The 20,403-nt window shown below is 68.8% G+C and carries 16 protein-coding genes; 8 read left to right on the top strand and 8 right to left on the bottom strand.

Annotated elements, in window-relative coordinates:
• Window positions 1-26 precede the first annotated feature (26 nt).
• The 3 genes from ACZ5ID_RS28215 to ACZ5ID_RS28205 all read left to right on the top strand — a co-directional run bounded on the left by ACZ5ID_RS28215 (window position 27) and on the right by ACZ5ID_RS28205 (window position 2,298).
• Window positions 27-218, top strand: coding sequence for a hypothetical protein (locus ACZ5ID_RS28215; RefSeq protein ID WP_468903361.1), 192 nt, complete (start codon window positions 27-29; stop codon window positions 216-218).
• A gap of 4 nt (window positions 219-222) precedes the next feature.
• Window positions 223-1,614, top strand: a complete 1,392-nt coding sequence (locus ACZ5ID_RS28210; RefSeq protein ID WP_468903359.1) for an amidase — start codon at window positions 223-225, stop codon at window positions 1,612-1,614.
• Between the two features lie 102 nt (window positions 1,615-1,716).
• On the top strand, window positions 1,717-2,298 hold the full coding sequence (locus ACZ5ID_RS28205; protein ID WP_468903357.1) for a TetR/AcrR family transcriptional regulator: 582 nt from the start codon (window positions 1,717-1,719) through the stop codon (window positions 2,296-2,298).
• Between the two features lie 85 nt (window positions 2,299-2,383).
• On the opposite strand, the gene ACZ5ID_RS28200 is transcribed toward ACZ5ID_RS28205, so the two are convergent.
• Entirely contained in the window at window positions 2,384-3,988 is a 1,605-nt protein-coding gene (locus ACZ5ID_RS28200; RefSeq protein WP_468903355.1) for a M48 family metallopeptidase, read from the bottom strand.
• 552 nt (window positions 3,989-4,540) lie between these two features.
• Here ACZ5ID_RS28200 and ACZ5ID_RS28195 point away from each other — a divergent pair.
• The 3 genes from ACZ5ID_RS28195 to ACZ5ID_RS28185 all read left to right on the top strand — a co-directional run bounded on the left by ACZ5ID_RS28195 (window position 4,541) and on the right by ACZ5ID_RS28185 (window position 7,514).
• Window positions 4,541-4,891, top strand: coding sequence for a hypothetical protein (locus ACZ5ID_RS28195; protein WP_468903353.1), 351 nt, complete (start codon window positions 4,541-4,543; stop codon window positions 4,889-4,891).
• Between the two features lie 206 nt (window positions 4,892-5,097).
• Complete coding sequence (locus ACZ5ID_RS28190) at window positions 5,098-5,757, top strand: hypothetical protein (protein WP_468903351.1); 660 nt, start codon at window positions 5,098-5,100, stop codon at window positions 5,755-5,757.
• Window positions 5,758-5,903: 146 nt separating this feature from the next.
• Window positions 5,904-7,514: a hypothetical protein gene (locus tag ACZ5ID_RS28185; protein ID WP_468903349.1), complete on the top strand. Its 1,611-nt coding sequence runs from the start codon at window positions 5,904-5,906 to the stop codon at window positions 7,512-7,514.
• A gap of 56 nt (window positions 7,515-7,570) precedes the next feature.
• Here ACZ5ID_RS28185 and ACZ5ID_RS28180 read toward each other — a convergent pair whose 3' ends face one another.
• The 6 genes from ACZ5ID_RS28180 to ACZ5ID_RS28155 all read right to left on the bottom strand — a co-directional run bounded on the left by ACZ5ID_RS28180 (window position 7,571) and on the right by ACZ5ID_RS28155 (window position 16,134).
• Window positions 7,571-7,888, bottom strand: coding sequence for a hypothetical protein (locus tag ACZ5ID_RS28180; protein ID WP_468903347.1), 318 nt, complete (start codon window positions 7,886-7,888; stop codon window positions 7,571-7,573).
• 239 nt (window positions 7,889-8,127) lie between these two features.
• Window positions 8,128-12,480 (bottom strand): golvesin C-terminal-like domain-containing protein, encoded by a 4,353-nt coding sequence (locus ACZ5ID_RS28175; RefSeq protein WP_468903345.1) that lies wholly within the window; start codon window positions 12,478-12,480, stop codon window positions 8,128-8,130.
• A gap of 277 nt (window positions 12,481-12,757) precedes the next feature.
• Entirely contained in the window at window positions 12,758-13,219 is a 462-nt protein-coding gene (locus tag ACZ5ID_RS28170) for a hypothetical protein (protein WP_468903343.1), read from the bottom strand.
• Between the two features lie 89 nt (window positions 13,220-13,308).
• Complete coding sequence (locus ACZ5ID_RS28165; protein WP_468903341.1) at window positions 13,309-13,845, bottom strand: RICIN domain-containing protein; 537 nt, start codon at window positions 13,843-13,845, stop codon at window positions 13,309-13,311.
• 61 nt (window positions 13,846-13,906) lie between these two features.
• Entirely contained in the window at window positions 13,907-14,896 is a 990-nt protein-coding gene (locus ACZ5ID_RS28160) for an AraC-like ligand-binding domain-containing protein (RefSeq protein ID WP_468903339.1), read from the bottom strand.
• Window positions 14,897-15,075: 179 nt separating this feature from the next.
• The gene (locus tag ACZ5ID_RS28155) at window positions 15,076-16,134 is read right to left on the bottom strand and encodes an aldo/keto reductase (RefSeq protein WP_468903337.1); all 1,059 of its coding nucleotides are present in this window, start codon (window positions 16,132-16,134) and stop codon (window positions 15,076-15,078) included.
• Window positions 16,135-16,237: 103 nt separating this feature from the next.
• On the opposite strand from ACZ5ID_RS28155, the gene ACZ5ID_RS28150 reads away from it, so the two are divergent.
• On the top strand, window positions 16,238-16,855 hold the full coding sequence (locus tag ACZ5ID_RS28150) for a TetR/AcrR family transcriptional regulator (protein WP_468903335.1): 618 nt from the start codon (window positions 16,238-16,240) through the stop codon (window positions 16,853-16,855).
• A gap of 1,442 nt (window positions 16,856-18,297) precedes the next feature.
• On the opposite strand, the gene ACZ5ID_RS28145 is transcribed toward ACZ5ID_RS28150, so the two are convergent.
• Window positions 18,298-18,858, bottom strand: a complete 561-nt coding sequence (locus tag ACZ5ID_RS28145; protein WP_468903332.1) for a quercetin 2,3-dioxygenase — start codon at window positions 18,856-18,858, stop codon at window positions 18,298-18,300.
• Between the two features lie 239 nt (window positions 18,859-19,097).
• On the opposite strand from ACZ5ID_RS28145, the gene ACZ5ID_RS28140 reads away from it, so the two are divergent.
• The gene (locus ACZ5ID_RS28140; protein ID WP_468903330.1) at window positions 19,098-20,108 is read left to right on the top strand and encodes a helix-turn-helix domain-containing protein; all 1,011 of its coding nucleotides are present in this window, start codon (window positions 19,098-19,100) and stop codon (window positions 20,106-20,108) included.
• Window positions 20,109-20,403: the final 295 nt, after the last annotated feature.

The raw sequence follows: 20,403 nt of genomic DNA, 5'->3' as shown, positions 1-20,403 counted from the left end.
CACCCCACCCATCAGGAGACAGACCCGTGTCCGCCGAGGAACTCACTCCGCCCGAGGTGGCCCGCTGGGCCGCCCGCACCGGACTCCCTTTGACGGCCGACCGCCACGACGCGGTCGCGGCCACCTTCAACCACATCCATTCCGTCGTCGCGGTCCTGCGAGAGCTCGACTTCGGGGACGCCCCGCCCGCCTTCGCCTACCGTGTGGGAGAGGAGTAGCGCTGTGCAGCCGTACGAACTGTCGCTGACCGCAGCCGCTGACGCGATCCGGGCACGTCAACTGTCCCCCGTCGAGCTGGTCGACTCCGTCCTCGGCCGCATCGAGAAGGTGGAACCGCACCTTCATGCCTACGCCGCCGTCACTGCTGAGCGAGCCCGCCGAGAAGCCCGCGCTGCCGCGAAGGACGCCGCGGCCGGCCGCCTCCGGAGTCCGCTGCACGGCATTCCCATGGGGCTGAAGGACTTGATTGACGTCGCCGGCCTGGCGACGACAGCCGGCTCCAGGGTTCGCGCGGGCCACCGCGCGGAAGCCGACAGCACCGTCGCCGCACGTCTGTCGACGGCCGGTGCGGTCCTGTTGGGCAAGACCCACACCCATGAGTTCGCCTACGGTCTGATCACCCCTCAGACCCGCAACGCCTGGAAACGCGATCGGATCGCGGGTGGCTCCAGCGGCGGGTCCGCCGTCGCTGTCGCCGCGGGCACCGCGACCTTCGGCCTGGGCACCGACACCGGCGGATCCATCCGCGTGCCTGCCGCGCTCAACGGGGCCGTCGGCCTCAAGCCGACCTACGGCCTCGTCCCCCGCACGGGCGTCACGCCGCTGTCCTGGTGGCTGGACCACGTCGGCCCGATCACCCGGACCGTGGCGGATGCGGCCCTGGTTCTGTCCGTCCTCGCCGGTCAGGACCCCCGCGATCCCGCCTCGCTGGTGGCGCCCGAGGCGGACTACCGGCCGGGTGCGGGCGCGGATCTGGCCGGGCTGCGGGTCGGCGTGCCGCGCAACCACTACTTCGACCACGTCGACGCGGAGGTGGAAGGTGCGGTGCGGCGCGCCATCGACCAGCTGCGGGCCCTCGGCGCACGGCTCGTCGAGGTGGAGATTCCGATGACGCGCTACATCCAGGCCATCCAGTGGGGCCTGATGGTGCCGGAGGCCACCGCCTACCACGAGCGGACCCTGCGCACGGTTCCCGAGCTCTACCAGGAGGACGTCCGCGTTCTCCTTGAGGCCGGTCACCTCATGCCCGCCGGAGACTACCTGCGCGCCCAGCGCGCCCGCACTCTGATGCGGCAGGCCTGGGGCCACTTGATGGACGAGGTCGACGTCATCGCCGCCCCTACGGTTCCGGCCACCGCGGCGGCAGCCGGCGAGGAGCTGATCACCTGGCCAGACGGCACGGTCGAGAACATCTCCGACGCCTACGTACGCCTCTCGGCCCCGGCCAACATCACTGGCATACCGTCCCTGACCGTTCCGGTCGGCCTCGACGCGGCGGGGCTGCCGATAGGAATGCAACTGCTCGGCCGCCCCCTGGGGGAGGGCGTGCTGCTGCGGGTCGGTCACGCCTACGAGCAGACACAACCGGCCCGCGAACTCGCGCCGACGCCTTGAGCAGGAGGACAGGCCCGGCGGATCACTCCGCCGGGCCCCGCTCCCCGGCCACGATCTATGGCCGGGACGCTAGACGCAATATATTTGCTTTAAGCTGGTGTCATGAGTCGCCAGATGGCGCGCCCCGGCGGGCGCAGCGCCCGAGTGCAGGCAGCGGTGCACGCCGCCGTCCGCGAACTCACCTCGGAGGTGGGTCGGGACGCCCTGACCGTACCCATGATCGCCCAGCGCGCGGGCGTAACGCCCTCGACCGTCTACCGCCGTTGGGGAGATCTACAGGAACTGATGTCGGACGTGGCGGTCGAGCGCCTGCGCCCCGACACGGAGCCCAAAGACCTCGGTGACCTGGTTTCCGACCTGACCGCCTGGGCCGAGCAGTTCTTCGACGAGATGGCTTCCCCCGCAGGCCGCGCCTACATTCGCGACGCCCTGCTCGGCGACCCGGACGGGAGCAACGCCGGCCGGTGCTCCGCCTATGCCGCCGAGCAGATCGACGTCATCCTCACCCGCGCAGCCGAACGCGACGAGAACCCACCCGACACCGAAACGGTCGTCGACCACGTCGTCGCCCCCCTGATGTACCGCATCCTCTTCCGCCCGGACGGGCTGGAGGCCTCCTACGCGCGCCGGCTCGTGGCAACCGCGTTGACTCCGCCTCCCACGGCCTCACCGCCTACGGCATGACCGGCCCGCCACCCCAGAAGCCGCGGCCGTCTGTCCAGAACTGACTGCGGCGTGTCGCTCACGCCCATGAGCGGTGTCGAAGTGGTCACCGGGCGAGCACCAGCTTTCGCAGGGGCTCGGTGTCGGGCAGGTCCGCGACCGTCGCGTCCAGGGCCCGTTCGAGCTGCTCCTCGAAGCCGTCAGCCGGGTAGCGCAGGGCGGCCGGCTCGGACCAGGAGAGTTGCCAGCGGGCGGCGCCGCGCGCCGTCAGCTCTACGGTGACCAGCTGGTTCAGGGCGCGCCGCACGACCGGGCGGGTGAACTCGCGGGCCGCGCGGCCGGTCGCGGCGGCTGCCTGTTCGGGCTTCGGGAGACAGTCGGCGATCCGCCAGCGCACCTCGGGGTCGGCGTCGATCGCGTCGAGAAGGGCGGCGAGCCCGGGGCCGGCGCCCTCAGCGGCGAAGGCCTCGCGGATCTCTTCCGCGCCCTGGCTTACGTACACGGTCATCGACTCGTGGACGAGGTCCTCCCAGTCCACCCGCTTGAGAGCGAGAGCCTCCGGGGTGAGGACGACCTGTTCCACCGCGGCCAGCGCCGCGTCCGCGTCGGCCAGCAGTTCCAAAGCCGGGCGGGCGGTCTGCCCGGCGCGGCCATCGTCGGGCAGGGCCTCGATGCGGGCCACGCGCTCGGCGAGCGCGGGGTGGGAGTCGTACGGGGAGGCGGGTTCGGTCGAGAGCTCCCGGCGCAGCTCCTCCAGCTGCTCGGCGCGGGCGTCGAGCAGCTTGCGCAGTCCGCCGAAGACCTGGCCGGGGCGAGGCAGCAGGCCGGCGCCGACGCCCAGGGTGGCATAGGAGCTCATGTAGTAGTCGAACGCCGGGCCGAGAGCGTTGAACTCGCGCAGGGCGGACGCGGCGGAGTCGCGGCCGGCGACCCGGACCGAAGCCAGGTCGGCCGCGAGCTCCTGGCGGCGGGCGGTGGCGTGGGTGGTGCGCAGGTAGAAGTTGCCGTACGCCGTGTAGAGCGTGGCCATGCCGCGGTATGTCGCGCCCAGGCCCGGGGTGTCGACCTTCGTGGCTCTCCTGCCCTTGGCGATCCGCTTGGCGGCATGCTTCTCCTGCCTCGCGCGCTCATTGGCGATCTTCTTGTCGGAGCGCTCGTGGAAGTGGGCGATCGTACGGATCAGTTGGGCGCGGCCACGGGCGATCAGGGGAGTGAGGCGGGTGTCGAAGTTGGCGTAGTGGCCCATCTCGTGGGCGAGCACGGCGCGCAGCTGCATCCCGTCCAGGCCCATCATCAGCGGCAGGCCGAGGTAGAGACGACGGGTACCGGGCCGCAGGCCCAGCAGCGAGGAGTCCTCGCTGACAGCCGCGTTCACTTTCTCCATCAGCACGATCTCGTCGGGCGCGCGGGTGCCGACCTGCCGGGCGACGTCGCGCACGACCTCCCACAGCACGGGCTCCTGGGAGTCGGTGACGCTGACGGTGATACCGGCCGGCGGATCACTCTTGGGGGTGCGGAGCATGAACAGGCCGCGCACGATCGGGATTGCGAGGACCACGGAGAAGACGGCTGTCTCGTAGACGACCGGGCCGTGCGACGAGGTGAAGAAGGCGTAGTTAATGCCTGCGAGGACGGCCAGCAGGAAGACGCCGAGCAGGTAGAAGCCGGCGAGCAGGACGAGAGCGCGCCAGGCGCGCAGCGAAGCGCCCATATGGACAGGTCCCCCCACGGGATGAAAGCGGTGCTGACGTACGTGGCGGGAGCCGCCTGCCGCATCATGCGGCCCGGCGGTCACTGACGGCAACTTTATTGGGCAGGGATTTTGGTCAGTGACTGAAGCGACTGGGCGTGGAACTTCTCGTGGCGCGTTTCTTCGCGACGGACTTGTTCCGGTTGCATGAGCTGGTTCCGGGCGACTGGCTCAACGACTACCTGCTCCGCTCGCTGGTGGCCTCGGGGGCCGCGATCAGTTGGGCGTCGCCGTGTCGTGCTGATAGATGACGTAGATAGCGTACGAAACTGGCTCTTTGTTCCGTCTTCTCCCCTAGCTTTGGCTTATGGAGTGGTTGGGGGCCGCGTGGGTGGGGGCGGCTGGTGGTGCGTCCATGGAGGCTGTCGATGTCATCAAGTCGATCAGGTGGCATCGTCGGATGCCGTGGAATGTGCGGTCGGACACCGTCGACCCGCCGTTGCGCCGACTGATACCCGCCCGGGTGAGGAAAGTCTGCCCGCACCGGGATGGAGGGCGTACTGCGTTGCCGCGGTGCTGCGCCTGTTGGTGAGTGGCGCTCTGACCGGTGTCACGGCGGGTACGTTTCCGCGGAGCACGAATCCGCTGGTGGCGTTTCTGGTCGGGCTGGGTGCACTGTCGGCTGTCCAACAGGCCGCCACCCTGGTTCCGCTGATGCTCAGGAGCGCGGGCCGGGCCGCGCTCGGCGGCGTGGGGGTGCAAGCGCAGGAATCCCTTGGCCAGTTGGCGCAACAGCCTGGGCCGGTGCTGCTGGACGGTGGTGTGCCGGAGACGGGAACGGGGAGCAGTTCGGTCGGCAGCCCGCAGCCGGAGTTGGGCGTGAGCGCCCACCGCACCCCGACGGACTCCGGGGGCGGGCTGTGAGTGTCGCTGCCGAGTCCTTCGCCGGTCGCGTTCTGGCCGTGATCTCCCGCCGCTCTCCAGGCTTCAGGCCGCCCCTGGCACCTTCCGTGTCCCCGTCCCGTCCCGGCACCGCAGTTGGTGGCGTCTCAGCCCCGTTTCCGGGCCCCAGGCATCTCCACAGGTCCGCGCGGTCCGGCTCGGGGCGCACCGTCCAGCCGGGGCCGGGCGTGGCCGACGCCACGGCCCGGTGGAAGTCCCTGTCCCCGCAGGTGCGGTTCCAGCACCGCGACTTCTTCCTGCTCCTCGCCGATTACCTGGGAAGCGTCCGCGACAACGCCAGGTCTCTTGCCCTCGCCCTCGACCAGGTTCTCGACCGCACCCGTGGCCGCGACCCCGAAGTCATCAGCGCCGCCACCCTCGACCTTGTCCGTGTCCTCACCCTCGACCTCATCCGTCTCCGCGTCCGTGTACAGATCGTCTCCCGCGACCGTGACCGCGTGCTCGACCTCTCCAGAGAGCTTGCCGGGGCCATCGACCGCGCCCGCGCCGTCGAATTCGTCCTCCTGAGCGACCCCGCCCCCGACCGGGGCTACCGCCGCGTGATCGCCCGCGACCTCGGCCGCGCTCGTGAACTCGCCCGAGATTTCGGTGAGGGATGTGCCAACGTCACCGATGCGGCGTCCGATTTCGTCGGTGCCGACCTCTCCGCGGTCGACCCGGGCCAGGTCGGTCTTGCCGGGATTCGCTGGGACGAGGACACGCGGTGGGTCAGCCGCGAGTGGCGTGACCGTGTGCGCAGGGCGTCGGTCGAGCGCCCTGCCGGCTCGGGAGTCTTCACGGTCCTGTCCGAGGACGAGCATGCCTCCGCTGAGCTCGCTTTGGGGTAGGGCGCCTGGGCCAAGGACAGCAGCAGCGTGCTCGTTCCTGGGCGGCAGGTCTCGCGGAACACCCTTGCTCGCTGCGCGAGGAGTGGTTCAGGCACCTGAAGCGTGGCCGGGGCATGAGGGCCGACCCGCTGGTGCAGGACGAGCTCGTGAGCGACACACCCACCTCCGGCTCCAGAGGCAAGGCGACTGTCTGCGTTGCTCATGCCAGCGGGGTCTGGCCGCACCCTGGTGCACAGACAGTGCTTCCCGTACAACGAATTATGGCGAACCGTCTGGAGCCCGACGACCTGTCACCGCCGGAAGAGTGGAGCGCTCCTGAGCGCCGTCTGTGGTCCGCGTTCCGCGACGGCAGCATGTTGGACCTTCGTACAGGAGCGGCGACAGGTGACGCGCCGGCGGGTGGGGCGGCGTGGGGCCCAGAGCGGCAGATCAGAGGCCACGTAATCGCGCTCCTGCTTCTCGATGGCCCGCCCGCCACACCCGGGAAGGTTCGTGCGCTTCGTGTTTCGGGCGCCCGAGTGATGGGTGATCTCGACCTCACATCTGCGACCATCGACTGCGAGATCGACTTTGATGCCTGTTCCTTCTCTGATGTTCTGAGTCTTCGGCATGCTACGACTCTCGCCGTCTACCTGCAGAGGTCGCATCTGCCTGAGCTCAGCGCGGAAGCCCTGCACTGTCCAAGCCTCGACATGCGCGACGCGGTCGTCGAGGGGAACGTATGGATCCAGGCAAGCGATTTTACGGTCGACCTCAACCTTGATCGTGCGAAGGTTGGCGGTTGGATCAACGGGAACGTTCTCACGATCGGGACATGGTTCAACGGCCGATTCGGCCTGTCCGTAGGCAAGTGGCTCTCACTGGCCGGCGCCCGGATCGGAGGTGTCGACCTGCGTCAAGCCGATATCGGACTTTACGGAGGCACCGAAGAGGCATTTGACGCCCATCTGCTGGCATGTGAAACCTTCTGGGCCTCGGACATTCGGGTGGCGCACGGCATCATCCTGAACGGCGCACAGATCAATGGCGAAGCAGTTCTGTCGAAGGCCGTTGTGCACGGAGCCCCTTCGGGCAAGCCCGCAATACGGCTCGATGAGATCCACGCGCGACGACTGGCGATCGATACCGCAAGAGAGGACGCGGAGTCCGTCTCGCTGCGGGGAGCCACCATTGGCAAGCTGATTGACCGCCCTCAAGGAGGTCCGCTCCTTGATATGGACGCGCTCACCTACGCGCGACTCGAACCGCTCCCGCCTCGTTCGACCCGCATGCGCCTCGCCTGGCTCAACGAGAGTCTCGGCGACCAGTACATGCCGCAGCCCTATGAGCAACTGGCGGCAGCCTATCGAGTCCTCGGCCATGACAATGAAGCCCGCAGAGTCCTGCGGGCGAAGTACCGCCACCACCGCTCAACTCTGCCGTGGACAAGCAGGATCTGGGACTGGCTGCAAGATGTTGTCGCAGGCTATGGCTATCGCCCCGCCTTGGCCGGTGGGTGGCTCGTCGCCCTCACACTCCTCGGCACGCTCGTCTTCAGCATCAATGAGCCACAGCGCTCCGAACCGGGCCGCGGGCCGGCCTTCAACCCGACCGTCTATACACTCGACCTATTGCTGCCCATCATTGATTTCGGGCAGGAAAAGGCGTTCATGTCGGCGAGCGGACAACAGTGGTTCGCCTATGTCCTCGTCGCCTTGGGATGGATACTCGCCACCACGCTTGTCGCTGGCCTCACCCGGGTGCTAGGGCGCTCCTGATACAAGTGACCCGTCGGGAGGTTCTCGCGGTTCACCGACGTCGGCGGGCTGCCGGGTCACGCCCGGCGGCGTGCGCCGCGAACCGAGGCGACGCCGGGCCTGGGCGTGCCGCTCCAGGGACCGTACGCAGGCGTGGCGAGGGCTTTCCATCCGCCGGAGCCCGAGCGCTGCTGCACGCAGAACCGGTTGTAGGTGGAGTTGTCATCCATGCCGTGCCCGGCGAGGTGGACGGCCGAGCCGACGTGAACGGCACGCGGTCCGGCCGTGAACGTGATGTCCGACTTCGCCCAGGCGCCCCCTGCCGCGAGCGCGATGGTGGCCGCCGCCACCGTGCCGACGACTGTCCCCCGCAGGGCCGCACGGTGATTACGCATGATCATGGCTTCCTCTCCGGTGATCGCTGTGGTCGCTGTGGCTACCGCCGGACCGGGCGGGAGTGGTCGGGCTCTCGGCCGATCCGGCGGACTCCTGCAGGAGAAGACAGGCAGGAGGTACTGGTCGTTGCCTTGGCATTGTCACCGTGGTGAAACACGCAGACCCGTGAAATCAATGTAGCTGTGCGGCAGTTGGACGCCGAAGGCACGAGAAATCCGTTGCGGCCAGGACCAGCGCATCAGCTGGAAGCGTGGCTTCCGTCATCGCAGAACATCGGGATGCCCGGGGTCCCTCCGGGGAGGCCTGAGGGCATGGCCTTCAGGCTCCAGGGGTTTCCTCCGTTGCCCTTGATCTCGGTGCCGCAGGATCCGTAGCCCGTGTGGTGGTCGTCGCCGAGCGGCACGTTGGAGAACGACTTGAAGTCGCCGCGCTGTACGGGTCCGTTGGTCGGTTGTCCGGTCTCGTCGATCATGTGGCCGTCGAGGTAGAGGTACAGGTTGGGCATGTAGCTCTGGTACACGAGGCCCGTAGCCGGGTTGTCGTCGATGTTCGCCGCAGCCGTGGATTTGACGCTTCCGCCCGCGCAGAAGGCCATGCTGACGTTCTGCCAGATCGGCGGCGCCATGTTGAACAGCGAGCCCTGAGGGTTGCCGCCACCGTCGAGCGAGGGCTTGCGGAAGAACAGGCTGTAGATGTCGGCGGCCGTGTCAGCGACCTCGGTGGGGATCTTGCGCTGGTCGGCGAGTCCCTTGAGTTTGTTCACCCAGGCGCTGATGTTGGTGTCGGTGTTGGGGGCTTCGTCGAGAGGGCGGTAGCCGATGCTGCCACCGCTGACGAACTTCGTCGTCACGCATTGGCCGGTGGAGTCGATGGTGGTCGGCTGTTGACCCGAACGGTAGGCCTGTCCGGGGGTGAGACCGGTCTCCAGCGGGTTGGCCACATGGGTGGTCCGGCCGGTGACGTTGCCGTCCTTGGCGTCGAAGGACAAGTCGGGCAGGGTGACGCCCAGGGAACCGTAGTCCTTGACCGTCGCCTGGATGAACTCGCGGGCGAACGGTGCGATCTCGGTGTTGCCGGTACGTCCCGAGTCCGCCATCTCCTCGGTCCCCGGGATGATCTTGCCGTCCGGGCCCACGATGTACGAGGTGTCGATGTGCGTCCGGATCTTGTACGAGCGGTCGTCGTCGAAGGTGTGCTCGTCGATGGTCGCCGGAGGTGCGGGAATCGCGAATCCCAGCCAGTCGGCCTGGGAGGGGTGCGCGTTCGGGTCCGTTCCGGCCGCGTCGACGTCGGCCTGCCAGGACTTGATCGCGGCGGATGTGCTGCCGCCGAGGCAGAGGTCGTTGTACGCACCGCTGTCGCAGACCTGGAAGTTCGACAGGCCGACCAGCCGTCCGCTGTTGTCGAAGGTCGTACCGCCGGCCGTGCGCGAGTGCGCCCAGTCGTAGATGGTCCGACGCGTCCGCATGGGCGTCTTCATCAGCCAGGGGGTGTCGGTGTCCAGGTTCTGGTTGCTCTCGAAGATGGCCGCCGCGTCGAAGGTGTGGTGCTCGTACGTCCCGTCCACCGGGACGAACGCGAGCGCGTCGTACGCCACGTCCAGATCGCCGGATGTGGAGTCGCCGGTGACGTTGGAGAGGGAGACCTTGGCGTTGGCACCGAGTTGGAAGTAGCCGACGGCCACCCAGGTGTTGTTGGCCTTGGACTGGTCGACGATCCGCTCACGCGTCCTGCCGTCCTTGGTGGTGATCTCGTAGTGGGCGCTCTTGGTGGTGTGCGAGGGGTACGGGACGAAAGCCTGCACCTTGTAGATGTGATCGGCCAGGTCGGGCTTCCATGTGCCGTTGGTGGTCAGGTAGTTGTCCCAGTTGTTGGGCTGGCGCGCGTGGGAGAACCAGTAGTGGCCGCCGAAGCCGCCGCCGATCTGGTGCAGGTCCTCCTTGGCCTCGTACTTGCCCCCGTCGTCCGTGCGGAACTCCCAGGAGAAGGTGCCCTTGTTGGACCAGGCGCGGGAGGAGCAGCGGTTCTGCGGCGCGCCGTCGGGGAGGTCGTCGACGAGCACCGTGCCGCTGGGCAGGGCGGCCGTGTCACAGGGGCCGAGCGTGGGGCGGGCGTCGCCGGGCTCGCCGCGCACCGTCTTGTAGGTCAGATACTCATTGCCGCACTCGTTGACCAGCCCGTTGGGGGTGGTCGGTTTGGCGGCACAGTTCTTCCAGGTGACGTCGTGGTGGAACCAGTGCTGGTTGTAGCAGGCGACGGTGTGGCAGACCGGCGGGTTGAGCGGGTCGCACCCGTTGGTGGTGTCGCAGAACGTCTGCGGCGGCGGCTTGACGGCGAAGGTGCGCTCCGAGGCATTGGACCACCAGGCGGGGGAGAAGCCGTGTGTGTTGCCCTTGTTGAGGTTGCCGTTGTCGTCGTAGGAGCGGCCGGTGTCGATGGGGAAGGCACCCCATCCCATCACCTTCTCCTCGTACGCCCAGTTCTGCGGCTTCGCGGCGTCCGCGTAGTGGTTGTTGTCCAGGAACGCGCCGCGGTCCATCGGGTACTTGGGGTTGGAGGGGTTGTTGGCCCAGCCCAGTCCCCAGGCCGAGGGGTCGTCCGGGTTGCTGCCCGGCGGGTTGAAGCCCGCGTTGTAGTTCCAGACGGCGGCGAACCAGTTCTCGGGCCGTGTGGGGTCGTCGTCGTTGAGCTTGATCTGCGTACCGGCGGTGTGCAGTTCGTTCCACTTGTCCTGCAGGATGCGCACCGAGTAGGCGATGCCGGTGGCGTAGTCCACGGCGACGGCCCGCTGCTGGTCCGGCGGCAGAAGCACCTCCCCTTCCTTGGGGTGCCCGGCGATGCGCATGCCGTCGGTCGCCTGGCCGATGCCGTAGCCGCAGTCGGCCTTGTCCCAGTTGATCTTCCAGATGCGCTTGGGGTCGTAGCCCGTGGTGCCGGCGTAGATGTTGGTGCCGTAGAAGTTGCCGATCAGCGGGTTGCCGTACTCGCCCGGCACCGCGTGCGAGCTGGCCTGCCAGAGGTTGGACTCCTGGGTCAGGATGCCCAGCATGACCTGCGCCGGGATCCGGCCGCCCGTGACCAGGGTGCGCGGCGGGAACATGCCCTGCGGTGACCAGGCAGGCAGTCCCGAGTTGTGCCAGTTCGTCGGCCGGTTGATGTTGGCGGAGGTCAGCAGGCCCCGGATGGCCATGTCGGCGGCCCATTCCACCTGGTTGGGGGTGGGCTGGTAGACCTGAGTGTTCACGTCGTTGCGCGGGACCGAGCAGTAGCGGTCGCCGTCCACCGGGTCGCTGCCCGCGTCGCCCGAGGCCGCGGACTTGTTGCCGGATGCGGCGACGGCCTTCTTGACGTTGCCGCGACCGCCCGCGATGAACGGCAGCAGCGGCGAGGGCCTGGCCCCGGTGTCGGCCTGGGCCGGTGTCTGCTGGGTGGGTACGGTGAAGGCCAGCGGCGTGTCGGTGCCGGTGGCCGTGGCCTTGATCTCGACGGCCTCGGCCGTCGGGGTGGCCCGCCGCAGGGGTGCGGCGACCTTGTCCGCGAGGTGCTGGGGAACGGCTTGGACGACGGCGAGCCGGCCCTCGGTCGACAGCTCCGCGTGGGCGGGTGCCCCGGTGACGCGGCGCACGGTCGAGGGCAGGCTGTTCGCCGCCGTGGACTTGCCGGTGACGAAGACCTTGCCGGCCGCGCCCTGGGCCAGGCCGACCTGTCCGAGGCCGCCGACGGCGAGGGTCTTGACCGTACGGCCGCGCAAGTGCTGGACCTCGACCTTGCCGCCCTTGGCGGGTTCGAGGAAGGTGACGTTGCCGTCGGCGTCGGGGCGCAGTCGCGTCGCTGTGCCGTGCGTGGTGGCCACCGTGTCCGCCTTGCCCGCCGGGGTCACCTTGATGAGGTGCGGCCCGGCCGCGGCTATGACGTCCTTGCCGACCGGGACCGCGGAGGTGGCCTGGCCGTCGACGGTCCCCGTGGAGACGATCCTTGCGGTGGTGGCGTCGACGGTCTGGAACTGGGTCTGCTCACTGCGGCCGTCCGCACTCGCCTGTGTGACGACCGCCGTCTCACCCGCACCGCAACCGGGGTCGAAGTAGGCCAGGCTGGCGTTGAGGGGCAGTTTGGTGACCTTGCCCGACTCCAGGTCCACGACCGCGGTGAAGGCACCCCGGTCGAAGAGGTCGGGGCGGTTGGTGAACGCCCGCGGCGCGTAGACCACCACGGCCCGCTTGCCCGAACCGGTCACACAGGCGTTGCCGATCCATTGATCGCTCTCCAGGCCCGGTTCCGACAGGGTCGCCACGGTGCGCCAGGTGTAGCCCGCGGCGGCGTCGGCGACCAGTACGTGGAACCCGGTCGCGTCCCCGGCCGTCGTCCAGGCGCGGTCGGTGGAGTTCTTCCAGTCCTTGCCGAGGGCGGCGGCGCGCTGTTCGGGCGCCACCGTACGGGGTGAGGCCGCGGCGGGCACCGGGGGCCGGTCCTCGTCGGTGTCCGGCTGCCCGGCCCAGGCGATGCTGCCCGGCAACAGCCCGGCGACCATGGCCAGGCCTGCCGACGCCAGCACGGACACCCGTGCTCTGCGGGGGGTTCTGCGAGGTCTCAAGGGAGATCTCCCGTTTCGTAGGTCGTGGATTGACGGGCGCGGCGTACGCGGCGGTATGGCGACGCGTGAGGGGCAGTCATGAGGCCATGACTGCGTGAGGATTTGAGGGTGAGGCGCTGCTGCCCGCGACGGTCGCGGCGGCGAGCGGGCAGGGCAGGACAGCAAAGGGCGCGGCAGCAAGCTGCCGCGCGCTTCGCCCTGTGTGCCGTCCAGGTCCCGTCGAGCAGCCGGTAACGCCGTCGGTAGCACCGGCGGTGCTGGCGCCGGGCCGCTCCGGCTAGATCCAGCCCGTGCACTCCTCGCGGCCCGCGCCGCGCATGCACACGCGGGCCGTGCGGGCCGCCGGGTCGTAGAACATCCCGGTGTGCCTGATCACCGTGTTGCCGTCCATGCCCTCGTAGGCGAGCTGGTCCACCCGGGACTCACCGAGGTTTTCGCACATGCTGTGGTCCAGGTAGCAGCGCTGGACGAAGACGGTGTAGTCGTAGGGGTTGCTGCCCGTGGGATAGGTGGCCTTGGCCCAGGCGTAGAAGTCCCCGTCGGTGGTGCCGGTCCACAGCTCGACGCCGAACCCGCTGCCGTGGTCGCGGCCGTCGCGGTGGGTGGGGCCGCGCTGCCAGCTCTGGATGTCGGGGTCGTGTCCGTCACAGCCGAAACCGGAGCAGGAGGTGACCTTGGCCGAGGCGGAGCCGGGCGCGACCATCAGCGTGGCGCAGGCGGCGAGGAGGGATGCGAACACCAGCCCCGTGCGGGACAGGAGACTGTTTCTCTTCAGCGTGAAACGCACGTGTTCCCTTCGGTTGGTGAGTGGACGGTCCGGTGCCGGTTTCAGCCGGCCGTGTACCACTCCTGGTTGCCGGCGGCCTCGCTGCGGCTCTTGGGCCACCACTGCACGGCGTCGGTGTCGTTGGCCGTACTGAAGCCCGGCATGTCCAGCGCCATGCCGCTGTTGGCGTTGCGGACGGATACGCCTACCTGGCCGACTTCCTCGACCCACTGCTGGTTGGCCCCGCCCGTGCACTGCCACACACGCACCGGGGCGCCCGCGTCCTTGCGCCAGTCGGCGACCTCGAGGCACTTGCCGCTCTCGGCGTTGCGGTACGTCCACGCCAGCCGGCCGTCGGCCGTCTGCACCCCGTCCACGATCCAGGTCTGGTTCGCGCCGCCGTTGCAGTCCCACTGCTGGGCCGGTGCGCCGTCGTAGTCGTGGTTCAGCGGGATCTCAAGGCACTTGTGGCTGGCCACGTTCACGATCCGGTGGGTGCTCGGACCCCCGCCCGCGTTCGCCGGAGATGCGGCGATCAATCCGAGGGCGGCCACCGCTGCCGTCGCCATGGCCGCCCGGGCGCCTGTCTTCCTCACCACGGTCTCGCTCCCCCTGTACTGGTGGTTGATCAGTCGCCACCGAGCCTAGGAAGGAAGATCGTCACCGCGCTGTGCACTCAGCGCACAGTTCCTTGATCTTCAGCGCACGGAATTCGGAGGGGCTGACTCCGTACGCCTCGCGGAAGCAACGGCTGAACACTGAGGGTCTGGTGAAGCCCCAGCGGGCCGCGATGGCCTGGATCGGCGCGCGCACGTCGGGACGGGCCAGGTCGGCGTGGCACTGTTCGAGACGGCGTCGGCGGATCCTGGCGTGGACGCTCTCGCACGTGCCGTGGAAGAGCTGGTGGAGTGAGCGAACGGAGATGTTGTGGTGAGCGGCGATGACGGAGGGGGTCAGCTCCGGGTCGCCCAGGCGGTGCTCGATGAACGTGCGGATCTGCCGCAGCAGCGTCTGTGCGCGCACTTCGGCGGGGAGGTCTTCCTCGACGTCGAGGTGCTGGGCCAGGCAGGCTGCCGCGAGCTGAGCCGTGACGGTGCCGAGACTGCTCAATTCCTGCGGCGTGCACCGGTCGCCGTTGTCCACCAGGGACCTCATGAAGGACGCCAGCATCGCCGCCATGCCGTGTCCGCCGGGAATGCGCCGGGCCAGCAGGCGCTCGATCTGGCGTGTGTGCAACGGCAGCGCGGACCGCGGCAGTTGCAGCACGACCAGCTCGCCCATCCCGCCCTGGGAGGGGGACTGGGCCACCCAGGGCCGGGAGGTGTCCCACATCACGAGGTCCCCGGCGGTTACGCCGCAGTCGTTGCCCTGCTGCGACAGCGCCATGGAGCTCTTGGTCACCAGTGCCAGCTGGTACTGCTCCGGGTCACTGCGCCTGATCAGCGCGGGAGTGCGCCGCGAGCGCAGAGGCAGGTAGGCGAGCCTCGACATCTGCGGGCCGCCGAGGTCCAGTACGGCGGCCTCGGCCTGGAAGCGGGCCGGGCACTCACTGCTGATCGCGGTGGGCACCACCTCCCGCGACACCATGTCCGAGAACCAGTCGAAACGTTCCGTTGCCGGTACCCCGCTCGACGACACCGCTGTCCACATGCTGCCCCCTACTTGCGATCTTCTCCAGGGACAGGATGCGGTGGGAGACCGTCATGGAGGAACGCTTTTCCGGACAGGTAGGGGAGGCCAATCGTCCGGTTCTTGGGGAGGGCAGCAGCGGCGGGCCGCCCCGCCGGGCAGCGCGTACCGGATGACTGATCGGCGGGTCAGGTGTCATGTCATGCAGCAGGCAGTGTCGCAACATCACCCACCGGTGGGTTCAGGCGAGCGAAGCCTTCCTGGCGTTGGTAAGGGAAGTATGGGTAGGCCGCTACCTTGGCGCTCGCCGCATTGAGCTTTGCCAACTGCTCGGGTGTGAGAGTCCAGCCGACGGCACCGAGGTTCTGGCGGAGCTGCTCCTCGTTGCGGGCGCCGATGATGACGGAGGAAACGGTCGGCCGCTGGAGCAGCCAATTGATGGCGATCTGCGGGATGTTTTTGCCGGTCTCCTGCGCGATCTCGTCGAGGGCGTCGACCACGCGGTAGAGGTGTTCGTCCTCGACCGGCGGACCGTAGTCCGCGGTGTGGTGCAGTCGGCTGTTGGCCGGTAGCGGCTGGCCGCGGCGGACTTTGCCGGTGAGCCGTCCCCAGCCGAGCGGGCTCCAGACAAGGGCTCCGAGGCCCTGGTCCAGACCGAGGGGCATCAACTCCCACTCGTAGTCGCGGCCGATGAGGGAGTAGTAGACCTGATGTGCGACATAGCGCGGGTGGCCGTACCTCTCCGCGATGGAGAGGGACTTCATCGCCTGCCACCCGGAGAAGTTGGAGATGCCGAGGTAACGGACCTTCCCTGCTCGTACGAGATCGTCGAGCGTGGACAGGACCTCCTCGATCGGTGTGCCGGCGTCAAAGGCGTGCAGCTGGAACAGATCGATGTAGTCGGTACCGAGTCGGCGCAGGGCGTCCTCACATGCGGTGATCAGACGCGAACGGGAGGATCCCGCATCGCCTGGACCATCGCCCATCGGCAGGCTGGTCTTCGTGGACACGATCACCCGATCCCTGCGGCCTTTGATCGCGTCGCCCAGCACCTCCTCCGAGGCGCCGCCGGAGTACACGTCGGCGGTGTCGAACATCGTGATCCCGGCGTCCAGGCAGATGTCCACGAGACGGCGTGCCTCGCGCGCATCGGTGTTGCCCCAGGCGCCGAACAGCGGTCCCTGACCACCGAATGTGCCGGCACCGAAGCTCAGCGCGGGGACCTTGAGGCCGGATGCACCCAGCCGCCTGTATTCCATGGCCGTTCCTCTCTCGTTGCCCAACTAACTAATGGGCATGGAGTTCCGTTAAGGTGATCTCAACGTAGCAGGTGCGAGTGATTAATGGAACGGGAGACCCGTTATGGGGCTGGAGAGTTCGGATCCGGGGACCGTCCGTCCTGGAGGGCGTACGGCGCGGGTGCGATCAGCGGTGCTGCGGGCAGCGGGGGATGCCTTGGCGGAGGGTGGCTTTGCCCACCTGGACCTCGCTGACATCGCGCGCCGTGCCGAGGTGGGCAAGACCACCGTCTACCGCCGCTGGGGGACGGTGACCGGCTTGGTGGCCGATCTGCTGGTGGACATGGCCGAGCAGTCACTGCCCCGTACTGAGACCGGCTCGCTGCTCGGCGACCTCAAAGCCAACGCCCGGCTCGTACAGCGCACCTTGGCCGACCCGCGACAAGGAGCGCTGTTCAAGGCAGTGGTCGCCGCCGCCACCTGCGAGGCCAAGACAGCCGAGGCTCTGCATGGCTTCTATGACATCCGTGTCAAGGAGTGGGCGCCCTGCGTCCAGCAAGCCATCGAGCGAGGCGAGGTGCCTGAGGGCACCGACGCCCACGAGGTCATCCGTGCTGTCTCCGCCCCCCTCTATTACCGCCTGCTGACCACCGGCGACCGTCTCGACGAAGCCGCTGCGGACCAAGCCGCCGAGGCCGCCGCAGCCGCAGCGCGCGCGGGAGCGTACCGGCGCGCTGAATGAGGTGGTACGTGACGGGCTTCATGCATCCGGCGTGAGTGCGGCTTACCGTGCGCGCTCTCAGAGGGTCTGGTGGTTCAAGATGCCGTCGTCGACCGGGAGAGAGGCCATCGGGCGCTGTTGCCGACGGGCACGGCGTACGGTCGCTGGTGGAAGGCCAAAGCCAGTTCCGGGGTGGCTGTGGCTGCAGTGATGCCGAGATCGCGGTAGCACCACGGCCACGACCGCCGCCGGGCCAGGAGCCGGGGCTACCCGGCGCCCTGGCCAAGTGGCGCGTCCCCCTTGGGAGTCTGGCTGTTGTGGCGGGGAAACCCCCGAGTCAGCCAGCTCCCTTTCGACGCGGGTCAGCCACCGGTCATCTCAGGGGCTCCGATGGTGTAGAGCAGGAGGGCGAGGGTGGCCAGGGTGAACAGCGCCGTCATCAAACGCCGTACGTTGATTGTTCGGGTCACGTCGGTTTCCTTGAGGGTGAGGTGTCAGCCGCCGGTCACGTCCGGGGCTCCGATGGTGTAGAGCAGGAGGGCGAGGGTGGCCACGGTGAACAGTGCCGTTATCAGGCGCCGTACGGTGATGGTTTGAGTCATGTCTTGCCTCCGCGGTGTGTTGTGGTGCGGGCTGGTGCATCGCTGTGGCGATGACGACGGTGACTCCCAGCGTGATGAGGATGTCGCCGATGCTGATGACCGCGTGCGCGGGGGGCACGGGGATGGCATCGCCTCCGCTCGTGCGGGGCGCGAGAGCGAGGCGTGCGGTGGCGGCGGTTCCCACGTGGGGATGGCTGTCGTCGCCCCTGGCCATGCCGGAGGAAGACCGGCACTGGCCCGAGTTCCGGGCGCCGATCTCGCTGCCACTGGCCGCGGAGGCCGACGCTTGCCGGGCAGCCGACAGGGCCGCTCCTCCCAGAAGCACCATTCCCGCTCCGCCGACGGATGTGGGCTTCCGGTCCTCGTTGCCATTAAGACCCCTGGGTGATCGAAAGCAAACTCGGTAGAGCTGCTGCTTCGGGCTGACGAATAGAACCTCGCGCGAACCGCCGTTGTCCGCCTTACGATGCCGGCGGCGACGCAGGTCGCAGCTGAACTGCGAGCGGACAATGGGGATTGTCCGCGGACAACCCTGCTCCCTGGCCGTGACTCCGCTGCAAGGAGGGCCTTCGCGTGCCGGGCGCAGGCAGGCGGCGCGGGTCGCGTCGGAGGGCAGTGGCCCGCTTTCCTCTGCCGCACCCGAGCCCGGGCAGGCGCGTCTCGTTCTCCGGCTACTGGTAGTCCTCGGTGCCCCGGTCCGTCGAAGCGCTTACGTGCGTTGGTCCGCGCAGTGAGTGGGTTCGTCCTGGGCGAAACGCCGCCATCTGGCACAGCGGGCACACCGCCATTGGTCGACGGAGGTGGCCTCTTGCGGGCGGGAGGGCGAGCAGGTCGCTGTCGGTGCGGCGCGATACGCCGGGGTCAGTTCCCGGTGTGCCACTGGTGGTCGGGCAGGAAGGTCACGTCGTAGTGCTCGGCGGCGGTGTGGAACTTGCCGGGTTCGGGGACGACGGGTTCGCGCGGCAGGGTGAGCTCGTCGGTGGGGACGCCGAGGTTGTCGAAGAACCGCTCGAAGGTGCCGCCGGGGCCGGCGGCCACGCCGACAACCCGGCTGTGGTGGCGTTCCATGCGATAGGCGTGCGGGCAGTTCTTGGGTACGAAGCCGAAGTCCCCCGGGGTCAGCAGCTTCTCGTGCTGGTTGCCCTGCAGGTCTTCGACGAACAAGCGTACCGCGCCGTCGGTGATGTAGAAGACCTCGTGGGTGTCGGGGTGGGAGTGGGCGGGGATGGTGTCGCCCTTGGGGCCTTCGACAGTGAAGAAGTTGAAGGTGTTGTCGGTCTGCTCGCCGCCCGCGTAGACGGTCACCAGGTCGCCGAAGAGGTGGGCGCGGTCGCCGTGGCCCCTCTCGATGAAGTAGGGCGTGCACGGCTCGGCAGGGATGTGGGAGCGGGTGCGGTAGCGGGTGGCGTACTCGATGGTCATCTGCGATCTCCCGGTCGTCGTGGAAGGAGTGGACGGTGCGTGGCGAGGTCGCGGAGGTGCCGCGTGCCGCGCCCCGGTGGTGGCGTAGGAGGCGCCCCCGGGCTCAGTCGGCCTGCTGAAGCTTTCGGACACCGGGTCAGGCGTTGGCGTGCCGCTTCTCTCGGGCACCCTGGGTGCGCTCCCGCCTCATGCAGGCTAGATCCAGGCGCTGCCCCGACCGCCTACACTCGGGACACGTCATGAAGAAAAACGGACACGCTTCGCAGAGCTCCTCCTCGGGGGAGATCACGGCCGTCCCCTACCGTCCGACGCCGGGCACCCCGCCGGGCGTCGAAGTCGTGCCACTCGACCGGCTTGTCGAACGCGCCCACAGCCACGGCATCGACCCCTACCGCCCCAGCCGCCCGGTCTTCCACTTGCTTCTCCACCTCCGGGCAGGCACCCTGCGCTGCTCGACCGACTTCAGTACCGACACGATCCAGCCCGGCGACTGGCGCTGGGTGAGGCCCGGACAGGTTCTGCAGTTCGTTGGCCCGCTGGAGGAGGCCGAGGGCACCGTGGTCGTTTTCCCGGCCGGCTTCCTCAGCGACACCGCCACCACGCTCACCAGCGCCGCCGACACCCGAACCGGTCGCGTAACCCCCGCCGCCCGGCAGGCCGAGTCACTGATCCGCATCCTCGGCGCACTCGAAGACGATTACGCCCACCTGTCCGACCTGCCCTTGACGGCTCACATCGAGACGATGCGACACCTGCTGTCCGCCCTCCTGATCCGCCTCGCCCACCTCAAAGGTTCCGTACCTGCCCAAGGTGCGGCCTGCGAACCCTTCAGCCGCTTCCGCGAGGCCCTCGAGCAGGACTTCGCCCACACCCACCGGGTCGAGGACTACGCCGGCCGCCTCGGCTACAGCACGCGCACCCTCACCCGCGCCACCCGCGCCGCCGTCGGATGCGGAGCCAAACGCTTCATCGACGACCGGGTCCTGCTGGAAGCCAAACGCCTCCTCGTCCACACCGCCCTGCCCCCCGCCGCTGTCGGCGACCGCATCGGCTTCACACACCCCACAGCCTTCAGTGCCTTCTTCCGCCGGCACACCGGCACCACCCCGAGCGACTTCCGCGCCCTCGCCTCGGGTGCGCCTCCGGGACTCGGGGCACCACCAAGGGCCGGACGGCCCAGCGGCCCCGTGTCTTCACGCGCGTGCTCGGCCCCCAACTGCGCCGTCTCGCCCCGCAGGCCACGTACCTGACGCCACCTCAGCTGGGGCGGCTGCTGGTCGAGGGAACGCGCTTCAGCGGGCGGGTGCGGACCGGTCCCCCCCCGCGAGCGCCCGACTGCTCACCTGCGTCAAGCGAGCGTGCGCCGAGGAGGCGTGGGGCGTCTACGCACTGACCGAGCCGTTCCCCGCCGGGGCGGTCGAACAGGCGGAGAGGATGGCGTTCACCGGCGAGGGCGACCTGGTCGGTCGGCCCCTTCCCGCGTGGAGGCCACGGCGGACGCCTTCGGCGTGCTGCTGCTGTCCGGTCCCTCCGTCCGGGACCGCT

The organism is Streptomyces sp. NPDC031670 (genome assembly GCF_055580545.1).
Note: the sequence above shows the minus strand (reverse complement) of the source record. Positions and strands in the feature narration are given on the sequence as shown.